The following is a 16,039-nucleotide window of genomic DNA, read 5'->3' as shown; positions in this document are numbered from 1 at the left end:
CATCGTTAAAGACAGCATGCATCTTCTTTTAAAAAGGCTTCACAAGCCCTATAGTACATACTGCTTAACAGACTCTTCTTGCCCATCCGGTCGGTTTGTAAAATTGCCTTTGACCTAATCTTCTTTCCCTACACACTTTCTTCAGGTTCATTTATATATATGTAATTCTGCAAGATTCGTCCAATTCCTGCTAACGAAAAACGTTTCACGTGAAACATCAATCGTGATCTTCTTCATAAAAATCGTGATCGTCACGGTGCTTTGGCCTCTCATCACTTCCAATGCTCTCATCAGTAGAATGTGAAATCTTGGTGACAGAAAACAAGCGAGGAAAAAGTCTATGAAAGTCTAACGTCAGGTACGAAAAAATCGCGGCAACGATCGCAGCGACATACATCCCTGCACTGAACATCAGACCAATGGCTGAAGCAACCCACATCCCTGCTGCCGTCGTCAGGCCTTTTACCGTACCATTGAATTTAATAATAGCTCCGGCTCCCAAAAATCCCATTCCCGTCACGACTTGTGCAGCCACCCTCCCCGGATCATGATTTACGCCACTCGAAGAAAAACCGTAAATAGAGGCTAGTCCAAAAAGACACGAACCAAAACAAACGAGACTATACGTTCGAAAACCAGCGCCTCTTTGCCTACTCACATCCTTTATAAATCTCTCTCGCTCCCATCCCATGATGGCACCTGCTAGAAAAGCAAGAAAGAGCCGAAGCAATATGGTCGGGAGTTCTGACGGGAAAAAGGAGGAAAGTACTGCTGCTTGCATAGTCTAATCACCCTCTCATACGATGTCATTCTTTCGAAGGAGCTAGTACTATGTATATGCCGAGTTGTAGACTCCATGATCCAAGAAGCAAACCTGAGAGACTACTTTTGAGGCATACTTTCCATTTCATCAGGAACGGGCAGTTTCACTTAAACTTTCAATACGAAAAAAAGGCCGCAGCACGTGGCTACGACCCTCTCTTATGACTGACTCCTACACTAATGGCTTTTTCGCAGGAACTCCTGCCTTGCGCGGATAGCTTTTCGGTGTCGCTTCTATTTTTTCCATGATGACGATGTTACGCTCTCCCGCTTCCTCTAGAAGCTGAAATGTCTCGACCTTTCTCGTCTTTCCACCAAGCGTCTTGATTGCCTTTTTCGCTTCAGCAAGCTCTGGAGTAATCTCTGCTCCCTTGAGAGCGACGAAGTGTCCTCCAACTTTGGCAAAAGGAAGGCAGAACTCCGATAACAGATTGAGTCTCGCAACAGCACGTGCTACTACGAGATCAAATTTTTCCCGATAAACCGCTTCTTGCCCACGATCCTCAGCACGCCCATGTACCGGATTCACGTTCTCCAGACCCAGTTCCTGTGCTACATGCTGCAAAAAGCTCATACGCTTGTTCAGGGAATCAATGATCGTCATTTTCAGATGTGGGAAGCAAATTTTCAAAGGAATGCTCGGAAAGCCTGCGCCCCCACCGATATCTACCACTGATTGCACCTGGTCAAATGGGAAGTAAAAAGCCGGCGTAATCGAATCATAAAAATGCTTGTTGTACACTTGCCCCTCTTCGGTAATCCCGGTCAGGTTCATCTTCTCATTCCATTCCACCAGCAGGCGGAAAAAATGATCAAACTGCTCCTTCTGACGATCCGTCAAAGAAATCCCCTGGGCTGCAAGTACCTCGGCAAACTGTTCTTTCGTCATAGCTCTTCTCCTTACTCGGCTACTCCCACGCGTTTGTACTCCAGATATACCATCAACACCGAAATGTCTGCTGGAGTAACTCCTGCGATACGAGCCGCCTGCCCGATATTCAACGGACGAATTTTGGTCATATTGTCGCGGGATTCCTTGGACAAACCGGAGATTTGGTGGTAGTCAATATCCGTTGGGATGCGGCGCTCCTCCATTTTTTTCATCCGCTCTACTTGTTGCAATGACTTTTTGATGTAGCCATCGTATTTAATCTGGATTTCAACCTGTTCGGTCACATCCTCTGGCAGTGCTTCTGGTGCAGGGACCATTTGAGCAATGTGGCTGTAGTTGATTTCCGGACGACGCAGCAATTGAGCCAGCTCGATGACATCTGTCAGTTCAGGAGAGCCTGCGTTGCGCAAAACCTCTTGGACATGTGCCATTTCAGGGCGTACGCGCGTGTTTGCCACACGTTCTTTTTCTTGCTCGATCAGCTCGCGTTTTTGATTAAATCGATTGTAGCGCTCTTCGCTAATCAGACCAATTTCGCGGCCGATATCCGTCAGGCGCAAGTCCGCATTGTCATGACGCAACAACAAGCGATATTCTGCACGAGAAGTAAGCAAACGATAAGGCTCATGCGTTCCTTTAGTAACAAGGTCGTCAATCAAGACACCGATGTAGGCTTCTTCTCGTCCCAAAATAACTGGTGGTTTCTCTTGAACGCGGCGTGCTGCGTTAATCCCTGCCATGAGACCTTGACCCGCTGCTTCTTCATAGCCAGAGGTACCATTGATTTGTCCTGCTGTGAACAAGCCAGGCAAGGTTTTGGTTTCCAAAGAAGGCCAGAGCTGCGTCGGCACGATCGAATCATACTCAATCGCATAGCCAGGGCGCATCATTTTGACTTCTTCCATTCCAGCCATGGAGCGCAGCATGGAAAGCTGAACATCTTCCGGTAAGCTGGTCGACAAGCCCTGTACATACATTTCTTCGGTATTGCGTCCTTCTGGCTCCAAGAAAATTTGGTGACGCGGCTTATCGTTAAAACGAACTACTTTATCTTCAATCGAAGGGCAATAACGCGGACCCGTTCCTTCGATCATTCCCGAATACATAGGTGCTCGATGCAGATTGTTATTAATGAGTCCATGCGTTTCTTCATTTGTATATGTCAGCCAGCAAGGAAGCTGGTCCATAATAAATTCCGTTGTTTCATAAGAAAAAGCGCGCGGTACCGGATCACCAGGCTGAATCTCCATTTTGGAGAAATCCACACTGCTGCTATGAACACGTGGAGGCGTCCCCGTCTTGAAGCGTGTCATTTCAAAACCGAGTTCCTTCAAATGATGTGCCAGACGAATGGACGGACGCATGTTGTTCGGTCCACTTTCGTATTGGAGATCTCCGAGGATGATCTTTCCGCGCAAATAGGTTCCGGTCGTCAATACAACGGATTTGGCCATGTATCGCGCCCCAGTTTGCGTAATAACCCCTTCACAGACTCCATCGTTCACGATCAGCTCTTCCACCATCGCTTGACGCAGGATCAAATTCGGAGTATTTTCAATCGTTTTCTTCATTTCATGCTGATACGCAAATTTGTCTGCTTGTGCGCGCAAGGCATGCACAGCAGGTCCTTTACCTGTATTCAGCATCCGCATTTGGATATGGGTTTTGTCGGTATTGCGTCCCATCTCTCCACCAAGCGCGTCCAATTCGCGTACAACGTGTCCTTTTGCAGGACCACCTACGGAAGGATTACATGGCATGTACGCCACAGCATCCAGGTTGATCGTCAACAGTAATGTACTGCAGCCCATACGCGCAGCCGCCAATGCCGCTTCCGCACCGGCATGACCCGCACCAATGACAATGACGTCAAACGAGCCCGCTTCATATGCAGGTACAACGTTCATTTTTTGTCCTCCTCTTCCTCTATCACTTACCCAGACAGAACTGGGAGAAAATCTGATCAATCAAATCTTCGCCGACGCTTTCTCCGATGACTTCTCCAAGCAGCTCCCACGACTTTTTAATGTCGATCTGAATCATGTCTACTGGCATTAAATCATCGATTCCACCCAGCGCTTCATCTATGGCTCGTTCTGCCTGACGAAGCAGTTGAATATGTCTGGCGTTACTCACGTAGGTCAGGTCATCCTGCTGCACACGGCCACTGAAGAAAATCTCCCCAATAGCCTGCTCCAGAAGATCGATCCCCGTCTCCTCACGCGCAGACGTCATAATCAACGGCTGCTGAGGGAAATGACGCTTGATCTCTTCCAAATCCACTTTTTGCGGCAAGTCGAATTTATTAATAATCACAATCACATGGAACCCTTTTGCCGCTTCAAAAATCGCGTAATCATCAGCGGAGAGAGGCTCGTTGTAGTTGATCACGAGCAACACGAGGTCAGCCTTTTGCAACAGCTGTCTGGACTTCTCTACCCCGATTTTCTCCACGATGTCCTCTGTATCGCGAATTCCTGCGGTATCGATGAGTCGCAAAGGAACCCCGCGCACATTGACATACTCTTCGATGACATCGCGTGTCGTTCCCGCAACGTCAGTCACAATCGCCTTTTCCTCTTGGACCAGACTATTTAATAGAGAGGATTTCCCTACATTTGGACGTCCAATAATCGCGGTCGACAAGCCTTCACGCAAAATTTTTCCTTGCTGTGCGGTCTGCAACAGTCGTTGGATTTCACTTTTAACCTCCAGGCACTTTCCTCGCAAGAAATTTTGTGTAAACTCCTCAACGTCATGCTCTGGATAGTCCAGTGTTACTTCTATATGGGCCATCGCTTCAATTAAGTTTTGGCGCAGCTGCCGAATGAGCCTGGACAGCTTCCCTTCTACTTGATTCAATGCGACCTTCATCGCTCTGTCTGTTTTCGCCCGGATCAAATCAATGACGGCCTCGGCCTGAGACAAATCGACACGTCCGTTTAAGAACGCACGCTTTGTGAACTCCCCCGGCTCCGCCAATCTTGCTCCATTATCCAAGATTAACTCCAGAACCTTTTCAACGGAAACGATTCCTCCGTGACAATTTACCTCAACTACATCCTCCCTCGTAAATGTACGGGGAGCCTTCATTACGGAAACCAGTACCTCTTCCACTCGTTCACCTGTGTTTGGCTCATACAAGTGCCCATAATGGATCGTATGGCTGTCCACAGTGGACAACCGCTGCTTTCCTTTATATATCTTATCCACAACTTCGATTGCTTCCGTACCGCTTACTCGGATCACGGCAATACCGCCTTCACCCATCGGTGTTGCGACCGCCGCTATTGTATCGAATTTCATGCTGTTCACCTCAAGCTTTCCACTCTTACAAGTCAGCCACTAACTTACTAGCATAACAGATCGTCTAGAAAAATTCCAAAAGAAAGTGCAGCCAATCCATCTGGCTAAACACCCAATAGGAAATAGCAACCCTTTCTCCAAGGTTGCTGTCCATTTTGGTTATCCACAGTATAATCATTTTCGCAAATCCTCAACCATTTGGTCAATTATCCACAGTGGACAACTTTTTGAAGAGATTGTTCAAAATGTCGTCGCTTGCTCACTTAAATTCAGGCAAAAAAAAGAAGCCTAGCGAGAGGCTTCTTTCGGTGCAATCACGATATAACGATTTGGCTCGTCTCCTTCACTGAAGGTAACCACATCCGCTCTCTTTTGCAAGAAGGCGTGGATTACTTTCCGTTCAGCAGCAGACATTGGTTCCAGACGTACATCCCGTTTGGTCGATAACGCTTTTTTCGCCACACGATCTGCGAGCTGCTCCAATGTTTCCTTGCGACGCAGCCTGTAATTTTCGGCATCCAGAGTGATACGTACATGTTTGTCCGCATGACGGTTCGCTACGACGTTTACGAGATACTGTAATGAATCAAGAGTTTGCCCCCTGCGGCCAATAATGATTCCCAGATTGGTTCCCTGGATGTCAAACAGCATGCCCTCTTCATTTGTACGCGTCTCCACTTTGGCATTCACCTTCATGTTCGACAAAACGTCTTGAAGAAAGTCACGTCCCTGTGCAACCGGATCAAAGTGAAATTCTACTTGCACTTTAGCGTCCTTTGCCCCAATCAGTCCAAACAATCCTCTGCTTGGTTCCTCTAGAACTTGGATCGTTGCCCGCTCACGCGGCACTCCCAATTCCAGCAAAGCTTTTTGCACAGCATCGTCGATCGTTTTTGCCGTAGCTACCACCTTTTTCACTTGGAGGCTCCCCCCTTAGGAGTAGGCATATTACCTTTATCACGATACAGGAAGTAAGTTTGTACAATGGTAAACAGGTTACCGTATACCCAGTACAGAGACAGCGCTGATGGCAATGTGACGGCAATCGCCAAAATCATCAGTGGCATCATGATGATCATCATTTGCATTTGTGGATTTCCTTGATTGGCTTGACCCATCATCTTGGACTGCAGGTACGTCGTAATCGCAGCAATGATTGGCAAGATGTAGTACGGGTCTTTTTCTCCCAACGTCAACCACAAGAAGGTTTGTGAGTTAATTTCGGTCGTACGGATGATCGCATGGTAGAAAGCGATCAAAATCGGCATTTGTACCAACATTGGCAAGCATCCAGCCAACGGATTGACACCGCTCTTCTGGAACATAGCCATTGTTTCCGCTTGCGCTTTTTGTGGATCATTTTTGTACTTGTCACGGATCTTTTGCATCTCCGGTTGAATCTCTTGCATTTTCTTGGAGCTCTTGATTTGCTTGACCATCAATGGAAGCACAATGATTCGAATGATAATCGTTGCAACCAGGATACCCAGACCGTAGTTGTTTCCGAGTATCAATGCGCTCTCTTTAATTAGCCAGGACAATGGATAGACAAAATACTTGTCCCAAATGCCGGTTGCGTCAGGGCCAATTGGTGCAGCAGCTTGGGGGTTACAGCCCGACAAAACTAGAACCAGCATAGTCAGCATAAGAATGCTGAGTGTACGTCTACTCAAGGGTGATCCTCCTTTTCCCCGCTTCAATTGAGGTAATCTTATTTGTGCTGATCCGGGACTGGATCATACCCGCCCGGGTGGAACGGATGGCATTTCAAGATGCGACGAAGGGCCAACCAGCCTCCCCACCACGCTCCAAATCGACGAATCGACTCGATGGCGTAGTGAGAACAGGTGGGCGCAAATCTGCATGAAGGTGGTTTATACGGAGAAATCATCAGTTGGTATCCCCGAATCAACCAAACCATGATCTTCACCATCATCGTTTCACCCTCTTTTTCCATCTCTTTTTCCATTATGTACGGGTGCCTGTTTGATCACTTTGGCTCGCTTCATCACATGTAACAGAGTTTGCTCAATGGCTTCAAGCGTCATCGCTTCCACACCCGGACGGGCGATGATGACGAGATCGAGACCGACTGGAATATCAGACTCCATTCGAGCTACTGCTTCGCGTATAAGCCGCTTGACTCTATTGCGGACAACAGCATTGCCAATTTTTTTACTGACGGAAATTCCAGCGCGAAAAGCCGCTTGTCCCTCTTGCTTTGCTGAATACAAGACAAACTGCTTATTAGCAGCAGAACTTCCTCGTTGAAACACAGCTTGGAATTGCTCATTTTTTTTGAGCCGGTGTGAACGATGCAAAGGTAAACAACCCCTAACATCACAATTATAGTAGAAAACGTACACAGCATCTACCAGTATATCCTTGTTTCGTCCACTTTTTTCCCCCAAGTATACTCGGTTTAGAACAAAATCAAAAATTCAGCGAAAAAATATAGGCTATCAGCCAACTTTTGCGATGATTTCTGCACTGGCATGGCGCAAGTCAGAGAGCAATTGATCATCCGCTTGGAAAAATCCCAATTTTGGAAGGGACAAGGAAATCTTGGTAGGCAGATCCGCCCAATGATTCTCCAGCCATTCATCAGAATCGACGCTATGATATAACCAGATCGCCTCTGAAAATAATAAAAACCTGGCCATATCAAGCTGATTTGTCTCCTGCAATCTCTGAACCTTCCTCTTAATTAACCAATCATTTTCAGCCGCCAGCGCAAACTCTATCCCCTCATTTATTGACCGTAGATGAGCGCGATAGTCCGCCAATGGCATGAGTGCATCCTGTACATCTTGATTACTCCGGTATGTCTCCTGAAAAAAGCCATCCATACCATCCGAACGTCTTGCTTTCTGAACCAACTGATACAACTGTGCATCACTCAATGAATGCCCCTGGAAAAAGGCACACATTTGCAGCGCACCGATCCATCCTGCCCATGCAGCCAAATAAGCGGAGTAAGGAAAGCCTTCTATTAAGGCAGCCTGAGCTTCTTCGTGGAACGAATCTACCTCCGCTTTTGCCTGTGCGAACATTTTCGCTTTTCCAGTCGGGGAATCCATATAGGCACACATGTCATTCATCCATGAAGTGAAACGATCCTCTGGGTCTAGAACAACCTTTGCTTCTTTTAAGTAACGCCACGCCCACGGATTCTCGTATACTTCTTCATCTGTAGGAGCAGATTGGACCTGCAACTGTATCACATACCCTTTAAACAGACGATTTTCGCAGGAAGGATCTCTTTCTCCCTCCACAAAGATGTGTAAATCGAGGTCGCTGTATGCGTCCGCTTCTCCCCTCCCGACAGATCCACCAGCATAGGCACATACCAAGCTGGCTAGAGGCCATTCATCAAGGAACTCGCGCGCCAACGATACAAAAAAGTCGGTTACGTCCTTGCTTTGCTCCATCGGCCTCCTCCTGTCTCTTCAATAAATAGTAGGATTTTCGGTAGCTAGGTAACGATTATCCCTCAAAAGGTTTCCACATCGGAGAAAGCCTTCCTCTTTCTATAAGAACGAATTTTCAGACACATATAGACAAACAAAAAGGCCACTGAAAGTGTGGCCTAAGCGGAAAGAACTTTTCTACCTCTTTGACGACGAGCAGCCAAAATTTTACGGCCATTTTTCGTGCTCATGCGCTTACGGAATCCATGATCCTTTTTGCGCTTGCGGTTGTTAGGATTGAAAGATGGTTTCATTACGTATACACCTCCGTCTTGCAAAGACATTCTTTTGCATTATAAGAACATATGCCTAAAAAGTCAAGCGACAGTGGAATTTCATTACCAAGGCAAATATCCCCATAAAACTATTTCCCAGATCTGTGGATATCATTTTATCCACAAAAACAGCTTTCGACAAGTTTATCTACAGCTTGTACACAAAATATAGGGATGTGAATATGTGGCGAGTACCAGAAGTTGTGTTTGTGGATAAGTATGAAAAAACCATTGATACCACGCTTTATATCTGTTATTATGTTTTTGTTTTGAAGCGTGAATAACTCCGATACGTAAATCGGTTTTTCCACAGGGTGTGGATAAGTTTGTGGACAGATTCTTTCCTATGTGTATGTCGTTACTCACAGGATTGAGGATAACCGTCTGCTTTTTTTCACTTCTACGAGCGGAATCCCTATATTTCGACTTTTTTTATCCACAGTCGCTTCAAACGGCTGTGTTGACAATTAGGTCACGACATAGCAGGTTTTTGCACTTTTTCTCGATCATTATGGATCGGTGTTTCATCAATTTTTCGGATGGTCCAGAGGGAGGGATTCTGGTTGGATGCAGCGATTAGCGAACTATGGCGCAAAGTACTCGCCAAGATAGAAAAATCGCTAAGCAAACCCAGTTTTGATACCTGGCTGAAGGCGACAAAGGCAACTACATTAGAAGAGGATGCACTGATCGTCGTCGCACCAAACGACTTTGCTCGTGATTGGCTAGAAACCAGGTACGCACAACTGATTACCGATACACTATATGAAGTGACGGGTATCAATATGAAAGTAAAGTTCGTCGCGATGCAAAATCCTGATGGGGCTTTTGCCGACGAACAACCTGCCCCACGGGTGAAAATGAGCGAACCGCCAACAGTCGCGGATGACCAGCCACCCAGTATCTTAAATCCCAAATACACCTTTGACACGTTTGTCATCGGCTCAGGGAATCGATTTGCTCACGCCGCATCGCTTGCGGTTGCTGAAGCTCCTGCGAAAGCTTACAATCCCCTCTTCATTTATGGAGGAGTCGGACTTGGCAAAACCCACTTAATGCATGCAATTGGCCATTATGTCATTCAGCACAACCCATCGGCGAAAGTGGTCTATTTGTCGTCTGAGAAATTCACCAATGAATTCATCAACTCTATTCGTGACAACAAAGCCGTCGAATTCCGCAATAAATACCGTAGTGTTGACGTTCTTTTAATTGATGACATTCAGTTTTTGGCAGGCAAAGAATCGACACAAGAAGAGTTTTTCCATACGTTCAATGCCTTGCATGAAGAAAGCAAACAAATCATCATCTCCTCCGATCGACCTCCTAAGGAGATCCCGACACTGGAGGATCGCCTCCGCTCACGCTTCGAATGGGGACTGATTACTGATATTCAGCCGCCAGACCTCGAAACGCGGATTGCGATTTTGCGCAAAAAGGCGAAAGCAGAAAATCTCGATATCCCTAATGAGGTAATGGCGTACATCGCCAACCAGATCGACAGCAACATCCGCGAGCTGGAAGGCGCACTGATTCGTGTCGTTGCCTACTCCTCCTTGATTAATCGCGATATCGACACGCAGCTGGCAGCGGAAGCATTGAAAGATATTATTCCTTCCTCCCGCCCGCGCGTGATTACCATTATCGACATCCAACGAATCGTCGGAGAAGCGTTCAGCCTGAAACTAGAAGATTTCAAGGCGAAAAAACGGACAAAAACCGTCGCTTTCCCACGTCAGATTGCGATGTATCTCTCTAGAGAGCTGACAGATGCCTCCTTGCCGAAAATCGGTGATGAATTTGGCGGCCGTGACCATACGACAGTCATCCATGCCCATGAGAAAATCTCTCGTGCACTGGCAAATGACCCTCATATGCAAACAACCATTCAGTCGCTCATTGAAAAGTTAAAAGCAAACCATTAAACCTGTGCATAACGCAAAAAGCCTATACACAACTTACCCACATGTGTATAGGCTCTCTTTTACGTGTTGAGTCCACATATCCACAAATCCACAGGCCCTATTACTACTTCTGTTAAAAAGATCTATCCTAATAAGTTATGATAAAGGCGCAGCCATTATGCAGATTCCAACCAAAAATAATGGCGCCGGAGAGGGAGGCTCACGTCGATGCATATTACCGTTCAGCGTGAAAAGCTGTCGAACGCCGTATCGCATGTTAGCAAAGCTGTTTCTAGTAGAACTACGATTCCAATTTTGACCGGGATTAAAATCAAAACCGACGATGAAGGTTTGACACTGACAGCAAGCGATTCTGATGTGTCTATTGAAGTTCAGATCCCGATGGAAGAAGCCGGAGAATGGGGAGTAACCGTACATCAGCCTGGTAGCATTGTGTTGACTGCACGTATTTTCAGCGAAATCGTGCGCAAGCTGCCAAGCAATGAAATCGATATTCAAGTTGATGATCGTCTCGTAACCCAAATTCGTTCCGGACAAGCTGAGTTCACCATTAACGGAATGGATGCCAATGAATATCCACAGCTACCGCATCTGGAAGAAGATAAAGTCTTCAGTGTTCCCTGTGATTTACTGAAGGCAATGATTCGCCAGACTGTTTTTGGTGTCTCTACTTCCGAAATGCGTCCGATCTTGACCGGTTTGATGTGGTCGCTTGATCAAGGCAAATTGCGTTTTGTGGCAACTGACAGCCATCGCTTGGCTAGCCGTACCGCAATGGTCGAATGCCCAGAAGATCTTTCTTTCCATAACGTGGTTGTTCCGGGTAAAAGCTGCAATGAATTGGTAAAAATATTAGATGACGACCAAAATCTCGCGGATATCGTTGTTGCGGACAATCAAATTTTGGTGAAGTCTAAGCATATCCTGTTCTATTCCCGTCTCTTGGAAGGAACCTATCCGGACACGACCAGAATTATTCCACAAGGAAGCAAAACGGAGATCACCGTTAGCACAAAGGAGTTTTTGCAATCCATCGAGCGTGCTTCCTTGTTGAGCCGCGAAGGCAAATCGAACGTAGTCAAGCTCGTTACATTGCCTGATGGAACCGTCGAAATTACGTCCAATGCACCTGAGATCGGGAAAGTAACGGATATTTTGATGCCAAAAGCAATGAATGGCGAAGAATTGAAAATTTCCTTCAACGCCAAATACATGATCGATGCGCTGCGTGCAATCGATAGCGCGGAAATCAAAGCGAGCTTTAGCGGCCCAATGAGTCCATTTGTGATTCGTCCGACCGATCATGATTGGATGCTCCATCTGATTTTGCCGGTTCGTACGTACTAATTTGTTTTTACGTAAAAGAAAGGAGCCAAGCCATGCGTGAGGTTTCCATTAGCACAGACTATATTGCACTCGGCCAATTTTTGAAGTTGGCTGAAATCATTGACACGGGGGGAATGGCCAAAGCTTTTTTGGCTGAGGTTCCGATCCAGATCAATGGAGAGCTGGACAACAGACGAGGACGCAAGCTATATCCTGGCGATGAAGTGGCGATTGAAGGCTTTGGTCGCTATCAAGTGGTACGCCCCTGAGAGGAGAGCGTGATTCTTGTTTCTCAAGAACCTGTCGCTAACCAATTATCGCAACTACGATACGATGTCCCTGTCGTTTGACGGTCCCATCCAGTTGTTTATTGGCAACAACGCTCAAGGGAAAACGAATGCTCTCGAATCGATCTATGTTTTGGCACTCGCCAAATCCCACCGAACGCCCCGCGACAAGGAGCTTATTTCCTGGGATGCCGATTATGCCACGATCCGTAGCGATGTTCTTCGTCGCTACGGTTCTGTTCGTTTAGAGCTGCAGTTGACAACCAAGGGAAAGCGGGCCAAAATCAACGGAATGGAACAGCAGAAGCTGAGTGCCTATGTGGGGGCATTGAATGTCGTCATGTTTGCACCCGAGGATCTTTCCATTGTCAAAGGCGCACCTGCCCAGCGCAGACGCTTCATCGATATGGAAATCGGTCAGGTTTCACCTACGTATCTTTATTATTTGAGCAATTACAACAAAGTGCTGGCCCAGCGAAATCAGCTTTTAAAGGATTTGGCCATGAAAAAAAGTAACTCGCTGGAAATGCTGGCAATTTGGAATACCCAATTAGCCGATTTAGCGGTAAAATTGTTACGGAAGCGTTTTGAGTTCATTCGGAAGCTGGAGACGTGGGCACAGGAAATCCACACCGGCATCACCGATGGCAAGGAAAGACTTTCTTTGCATTACGTTAACTCATCTCCCGTTACAGAAGAGATGACGATAGATCAGGCTGTAGATAAAATGCTTGCTGCCTACGAAGAGGTTCGCGACCGGGAAATCATGCGGGGGAGCACCCTTATTGGGCCACACCGTGATGATTTTTCACTTAAAGTGAACAACATGGATGTGCAAACGTATGGTTCCCAGGGACAGCAACGTACCAGTGCGCTGTCCATTAAATTAGCCGAAATTGAGCTGATTAAAGAAGAGGTGGGAGAATATCCCGTTCTGTTGTTGGATGATGTCTTGTCAGAGTTGGATGAACATCGGCAAACATTGCTGCTCGAAACCATTCAGGATCGAGTACAGACGTTTGTAAGTACCACAGGTGTGGAAGGCTTAAAGCATCAGGTTCTCCAGCAAGCCTCTCGTTTTTACGTGAGGGAAGGGAAAATCTCCGGAGAAAGGTAGGGGAAGACAGGGATGTTTATTCACATTGGTGGAGATACTGTGGTGAGCACGAAGGAAGTCATTTCCATTCTTGATCATCAGACTGTGAAATCCTCAAAAATCAATAAAGCGTTCTTACTCGAAAAAAGTAAGACGGTTGTTGACCATAGCGAGGAAGAAACGAAGTCTTATGTAATCACCCAGAACGCCATTTACTGTTCACCTATTTCTTCTCTGACGCTGAAGCGACGCGCTCAGTTCGTGGACAGCTTGGATCAGTTTCCCTTTGTACAAGCTGAAGTGGAGGAGTTGACAGAGTAGTGGATCAAGTGACGACGAAAGATACAAACTACGATGCGAGTCAGATTCAGGTACTGGAAGGGTTAGAGGCAGTTCGGAAACGTCCCGGCATGTACATCGGGTCGACCAGCAGCCGAGGTTTGCATCACCTGGTATGGGAAATTGTCGACAATGCCATTGACGAGGCGTTAGCCGGTTATTGCGACGAGATCTTGGTGGTCATTCATCCAGACAACTCCGTATCTGTAACCGATAACGGTCGAGGAATCCCGACTGGCATTCATGAAAAGACCGGAAAATCTACTGTTGAAACCGTTTTGACTGTATTGCACGCCGGTGGTAAATTCGGCGGTGGCGGATACAAAGTGTCCGGCGGTCTTCACGGGGTAGGTAGCTCGGTAGTGAACGCGCTATCCGAATGGATGGAAGTCGAGGTTAAACAAAATAATCAGGTATACTACATGCGCTTTAAAGTAGGCGCACCGGATGCCGATCTTGCTGTTGTGGGCGAGACCGAAGAGACGGGAACAAAAGTTACCTTCAAGCCTGACCCGACTATTTTTACCGAAACAACGGTATTTGAATACGAGATTTTGCAAAAACGTATTCGCGAGCTGGCGTTCCTTAACAAAGGATTGCGCATCACGCTGAAAGATGCGCGTCCAGATCATGAGAAGGAAGAATCCTTCCACTACGAGGGCGGTATCATCCAGTTCGTAGAATACTTGAATAAAAACCGGGAAGCCCTGCATGACGATGTGATTTATTGCGAAGGAGAAAAAGAAGGTCTTGTCGTGGAGGTTGCCCTTCAGTACAACGACAGCTATGTGAGCAACATCTACTCTTTTGCCAATAACATCAACACGCATGAGGGTGGTACTCACGAAACCGGATTTAAAACAGCTCTTACCCGTGTTATCAACGACTATAGCCGCAAGTTTAACTTCCTGAAGGAAAAGGATCCGAATCTTTCCGGGGACGATGTGCGCGAAGGCATTACCGCGATTATCTCCGTAAAAATTCAAGAGCCTCAGTTCGAAGGACAAACAAAAACGAAGCTGGGCAACTCGGAAGCGCGTAGCATTACCGAGTCAGTCTTCGGTGACCGTTTTAACACCTTCATGGAAGAAAACCCGGGTGTAGCCAAAAAAGTTGTGGAAAAAGCGCTCATGGCTTCTCGTGCCCGTGAGGCAGCTCGTAAAGCACGTGAAATGACTCGTCGCAAGAGTGCGCTGGAAGTAAGTGCTTTGCCGGGTAAACTGGCGGACTGCTCTTCCAAGGACGCATCCGAATCTGAACTGTTCATTGTAGAGGGTGACTCTGCGGGCGGTTCTGCGAAGATGGGACGCGATCGTCATTTCCAAGCCATTCTTCCTCTTCGCGGGAAGGTATTGAACGTAGAAAAAGCACGTCTGGACAAAATTCTCGGGAATAACGAGATCCGTGCCATTATTACGGCTTTGGGAACGGGTGTTGGCGAAGACTTTGATATTTCAAAGGCACGCTACCACAAAGTCGTCATTATGACGGACGCCGACGTTGACGGATCGCATATTCGTACGCTTCTGCTGACGTTCTTCTTCCGCTACATGAAACAGTTGATTGAAGCGGGGTATATTTATATTGCGCAGCCGCCTCTTTTCAGCATCAAGCAAGGGAAGACGTTGCATTATGCTTATACCGACAAGCAACGTGATCAAGTACTCGCCACCTTGAAGGCTCAACCGAAGCCTAACGTCCAACGCTATAAAGGACTAGGCGAGATGAACGCGGATCAATTGTGGGAGACTACGATGGACCCAGAAGTTCGTACACTGCTTCAGGTAGATCTCGAGGATGCTATGGATGCCGATATGGTGTTTGAGACACTGATGGGAGACGAAGTAGAGCCTCGCAGGGAGTTTATTGAGCAATACGCGGCAAACGTACGCGATCTTGATATCTAAGTTGGAACGAAGAAAAAGCTTGTCCTTTACCGGGCAAGCTTTTTCTTAATGAAAATATAAAAACATATTTGAAATATAGTATGAACATGACTTATAATAGATTTTGCTTTTGGTAAGTTCGTTTCACAGAAAAAGTTCACTCACGCAATAAAAAAAATCAAAAATTCTATTGCAATGAATTAAAAAGTATGCTAGATTTAAGTTCCGGAAATAATTATGGGCCTATAGCTCAGTTGGTTAGAGCGCACGCCTGATAAGCGTGAGGTCGGCTGTTCGAGTCAGCCTAGGCCCACCACTTACATAGCTGATATGACAACCTGTGTCATGAAAGCGCTAGAATGGGGCTGTAGCTCAGTTGGGAGAGCGCCTGCCTTGCAAGCAGGAGGTCATCGGT

General features: G+C 46.7%; 16 protein-coding genes and 1 tRNA gene. 7 read left to right on the top strand and 10 right to left on the bottom strand.

Annotation, left to right across the window (positions count from 1 at the left end; all coding sequences use genetic code 11):
- Nucleotides 1-217: 217 nt before the first annotated feature.
- The 10 genes from PMI05_RS08830 to rpmH all read right to left on the bottom strand — a co-directional run bounded on the left by PMI05_RS08830 (nucleotide 218) and on the right by rpmH (nucleotide 8,744).
- The gene (locus PMI05_RS08830) at nucleotides 218-781 is read right to left on the bottom strand and encodes an MgtC/SapB family protein (protein WP_007720139.1); all 564 of its coding nucleotides are present in this window, start codon (nucleotides 779-781) and stop codon (nucleotides 218-220) included.
- A gap of 213 nt (nucleotides 782-994) precedes the next feature.
- Nucleotides 995-1,711: a 16S rRNA (guanine(527)-N(7))-methyltransferase RsmG gene (rsmG, locus tag PMI05_RS08825; RefSeq protein ID WP_007720137.1), complete on the bottom strand. Its 717-nt coding sequence runs from the start codon at nucleotides 1,709-1,711 to the stop codon at nucleotides 995-997.
- An 11-nt stretch (nucleotides 1,712-1,722) separates the two neighbouring features.
- Nucleotides 1,723-3,621, bottom strand: coding sequence for a tRNA uridine-5-carboxymethylaminomethyl(34) synthesis enzyme MnmG (gene mnmG, locus PMI05_RS08820; RefSeq protein ID WP_007720135.1), 1,899 nt, complete (start codon nucleotides 3,619-3,621; stop codon nucleotides 1,723-1,725).
- Nucleotides 3,622-3,643: 22 nt separating this feature from the next.
- Nucleotides 3,644-5,020 (bottom strand): tRNA uridine-5-carboxymethylaminomethyl(34) synthesis GTPase MnmE, encoded by a 1,377-nt coding sequence (gene mnmE / locus PMI05_RS08815; protein WP_007720133.1) that lies wholly within the window; start codon nucleotides 5,018-5,020, stop codon nucleotides 3,644-3,646.
- Between the two features lie 288 nt (nucleotides 5,021-5,308).
- The gene (gene jag / locus PMI05_RS08810; RefSeq protein WP_007720132.1) at nucleotides 5,309-5,938 is read right to left on the bottom strand and encodes an RNA-binding cell elongation regulator Jag/EloR; all 630 of its coding nucleotides are present in this window, start codon (nucleotides 5,936-5,938) and stop codon (nucleotides 5,309-5,311) included.
- Entirely contained in the window at nucleotides 5,935-6,693 is a 759-nt protein-coding gene (gene yidC / locus PMI05_RS08805; protein WP_007720130.1) for a membrane protein insertase YidC, read from the bottom strand. The genes jag and yidC overlap by 4 nt, the downstream gene beginning before the upstream one ends.
- A 38-nt stretch (nucleotides 6,694-6,731) precedes the next feature.
- Nucleotides 6,732-6,956, bottom strand: coding sequence for a membrane protein insertion efficiency factor YidD (gene yidD / locus PMI05_RS29890; protein ID WP_238543271.1), 225 nt, complete (start codon nucleotides 6,954-6,956; stop codon nucleotides 6,732-6,734).
- Between the two features lie 4 nt (nucleotides 6,957-6,960).
- Nucleotides 6,961-7,341 carry a ribonuclease P protein component gene (gene rnpA / locus PMI05_RS08800; protein ID WP_039960495.1) on the bottom strand — a complete coding sequence of 127 codons (381 nt, stop codon included), beginning with the start codon at nucleotides 7,339-7,341 and terminating at the stop codon, nucleotides 6,961-6,963.
- 141 nt (nucleotides 7,342-7,482) lie between these two features.
- The gene (locus PMI05_RS08795) at nucleotides 7,483-8,451 is read right to left on the bottom strand and encodes a nucleotidyltransferase domain-containing protein (RefSeq protein WP_007720126.1); all 969 of its coding nucleotides are present in this window, start codon (nucleotides 8,449-8,451) and stop codon (nucleotides 7,483-7,485) included.
- A gap of 158 nt (nucleotides 8,452-8,609) precedes the next feature.
- Nucleotides 8,610-8,744, bottom strand: coding sequence for a 50S ribosomal protein L34 (gene rpmH, locus PMI05_RS08790; RefSeq protein WP_007720125.1), 135 nt, complete (start codon nucleotides 8,742-8,744; stop codon nucleotides 8,610-8,612).
- A 584-nt stretch (nucleotides 8,745-9,328) separates the two neighbouring features.
- Between rpmH and dnaA the strand changes: the two genes are divergently transcribed.
- From dnaA to PMI05_RS08755, 7 genes are all read left to right on the top strand, one after another.
- Entirely contained in the window at nucleotides 9,329-10,690 is a 1,362-nt protein-coding gene (dnaA, locus tag PMI05_RS08785; protein ID WP_007720124.1) for a chromosomal replication initiator protein DnaA, read from the top strand.
- A 207-nt stretch (nucleotides 10,691-10,897) separates the two neighbouring features.
- Nucleotides 10,898-12,037 (top strand): DNA polymerase III subunit beta, encoded by a 1,140-nt coding sequence (gene dnaN / locus PMI05_RS08780; RefSeq protein WP_007720122.1) that lies wholly within the window; start codon nucleotides 10,898-10,900, stop codon nucleotides 12,035-12,037.
- 32 nt (nucleotides 12,038-12,069) lie between these two features.
- On the top strand, nucleotides 12,070-12,285 hold the full coding sequence (gene yaaA, locus PMI05_RS08775; RefSeq protein ID WP_007720120.1) for a S4 domain-containing protein YaaA: 216 nt from the start codon (nucleotides 12,070-12,072) through the stop codon (nucleotides 12,283-12,285).
- Between the two features lie 16 nt (nucleotides 12,286-12,301).
- Complete coding sequence (gene recF / locus PMI05_RS08770; RefSeq protein WP_007720119.1) at nucleotides 12,302-13,420, top strand: DNA replication/repair protein RecF; 1,119 nt, start codon at nucleotides 12,302-12,304, stop codon at nucleotides 13,418-13,420.
- Between the two features lie 12 nt (nucleotides 13,421-13,432).
- Nucleotides 13,433-13,720 (top strand): extracellular matrix regulator RemB, encoded by a 288-nt coding sequence (gene remB / locus PMI05_RS08765; RefSeq protein WP_007720118.1) that lies wholly within the window; start codon nucleotides 13,433-13,435, stop codon nucleotides 13,718-13,720.
- A complete protein-coding gene (gyrB, locus tag PMI05_RS08760) occupies nucleotides 13,720-15,645 on the top strand; it encodes a DNA topoisomerase (ATP-hydrolyzing) subunit B (protein ID WP_007720116.1) in 1,926 nt (641 codons plus the stop codon). Before remB ends, gyrB begins: the two co-directional genes overlap by 1 nt.
- 218 nt (nucleotides 15,646-15,863) lie before the next feature.
- A tRNA-Ile gene (locus PMI05_RS08755) sits at nucleotides 15,864-15,940 on the top strand.
- Nucleotides 15,941-16,039: the final 99 nt, after the last annotated feature.

Origin of the sequence: Brevibacillus sp. BC25, from assembly GCF_000282075.1 — a bacterium.
Taxonomy (GTDB): Bacteria; Bacillota; Bacilli; order Brevibacillales; family Brevibacillaceae; genus Brevibacillus.
Note: the sequence above shows the minus strand (reverse complement) of the source record. Positions and strands in the feature narration are given on the sequence as shown.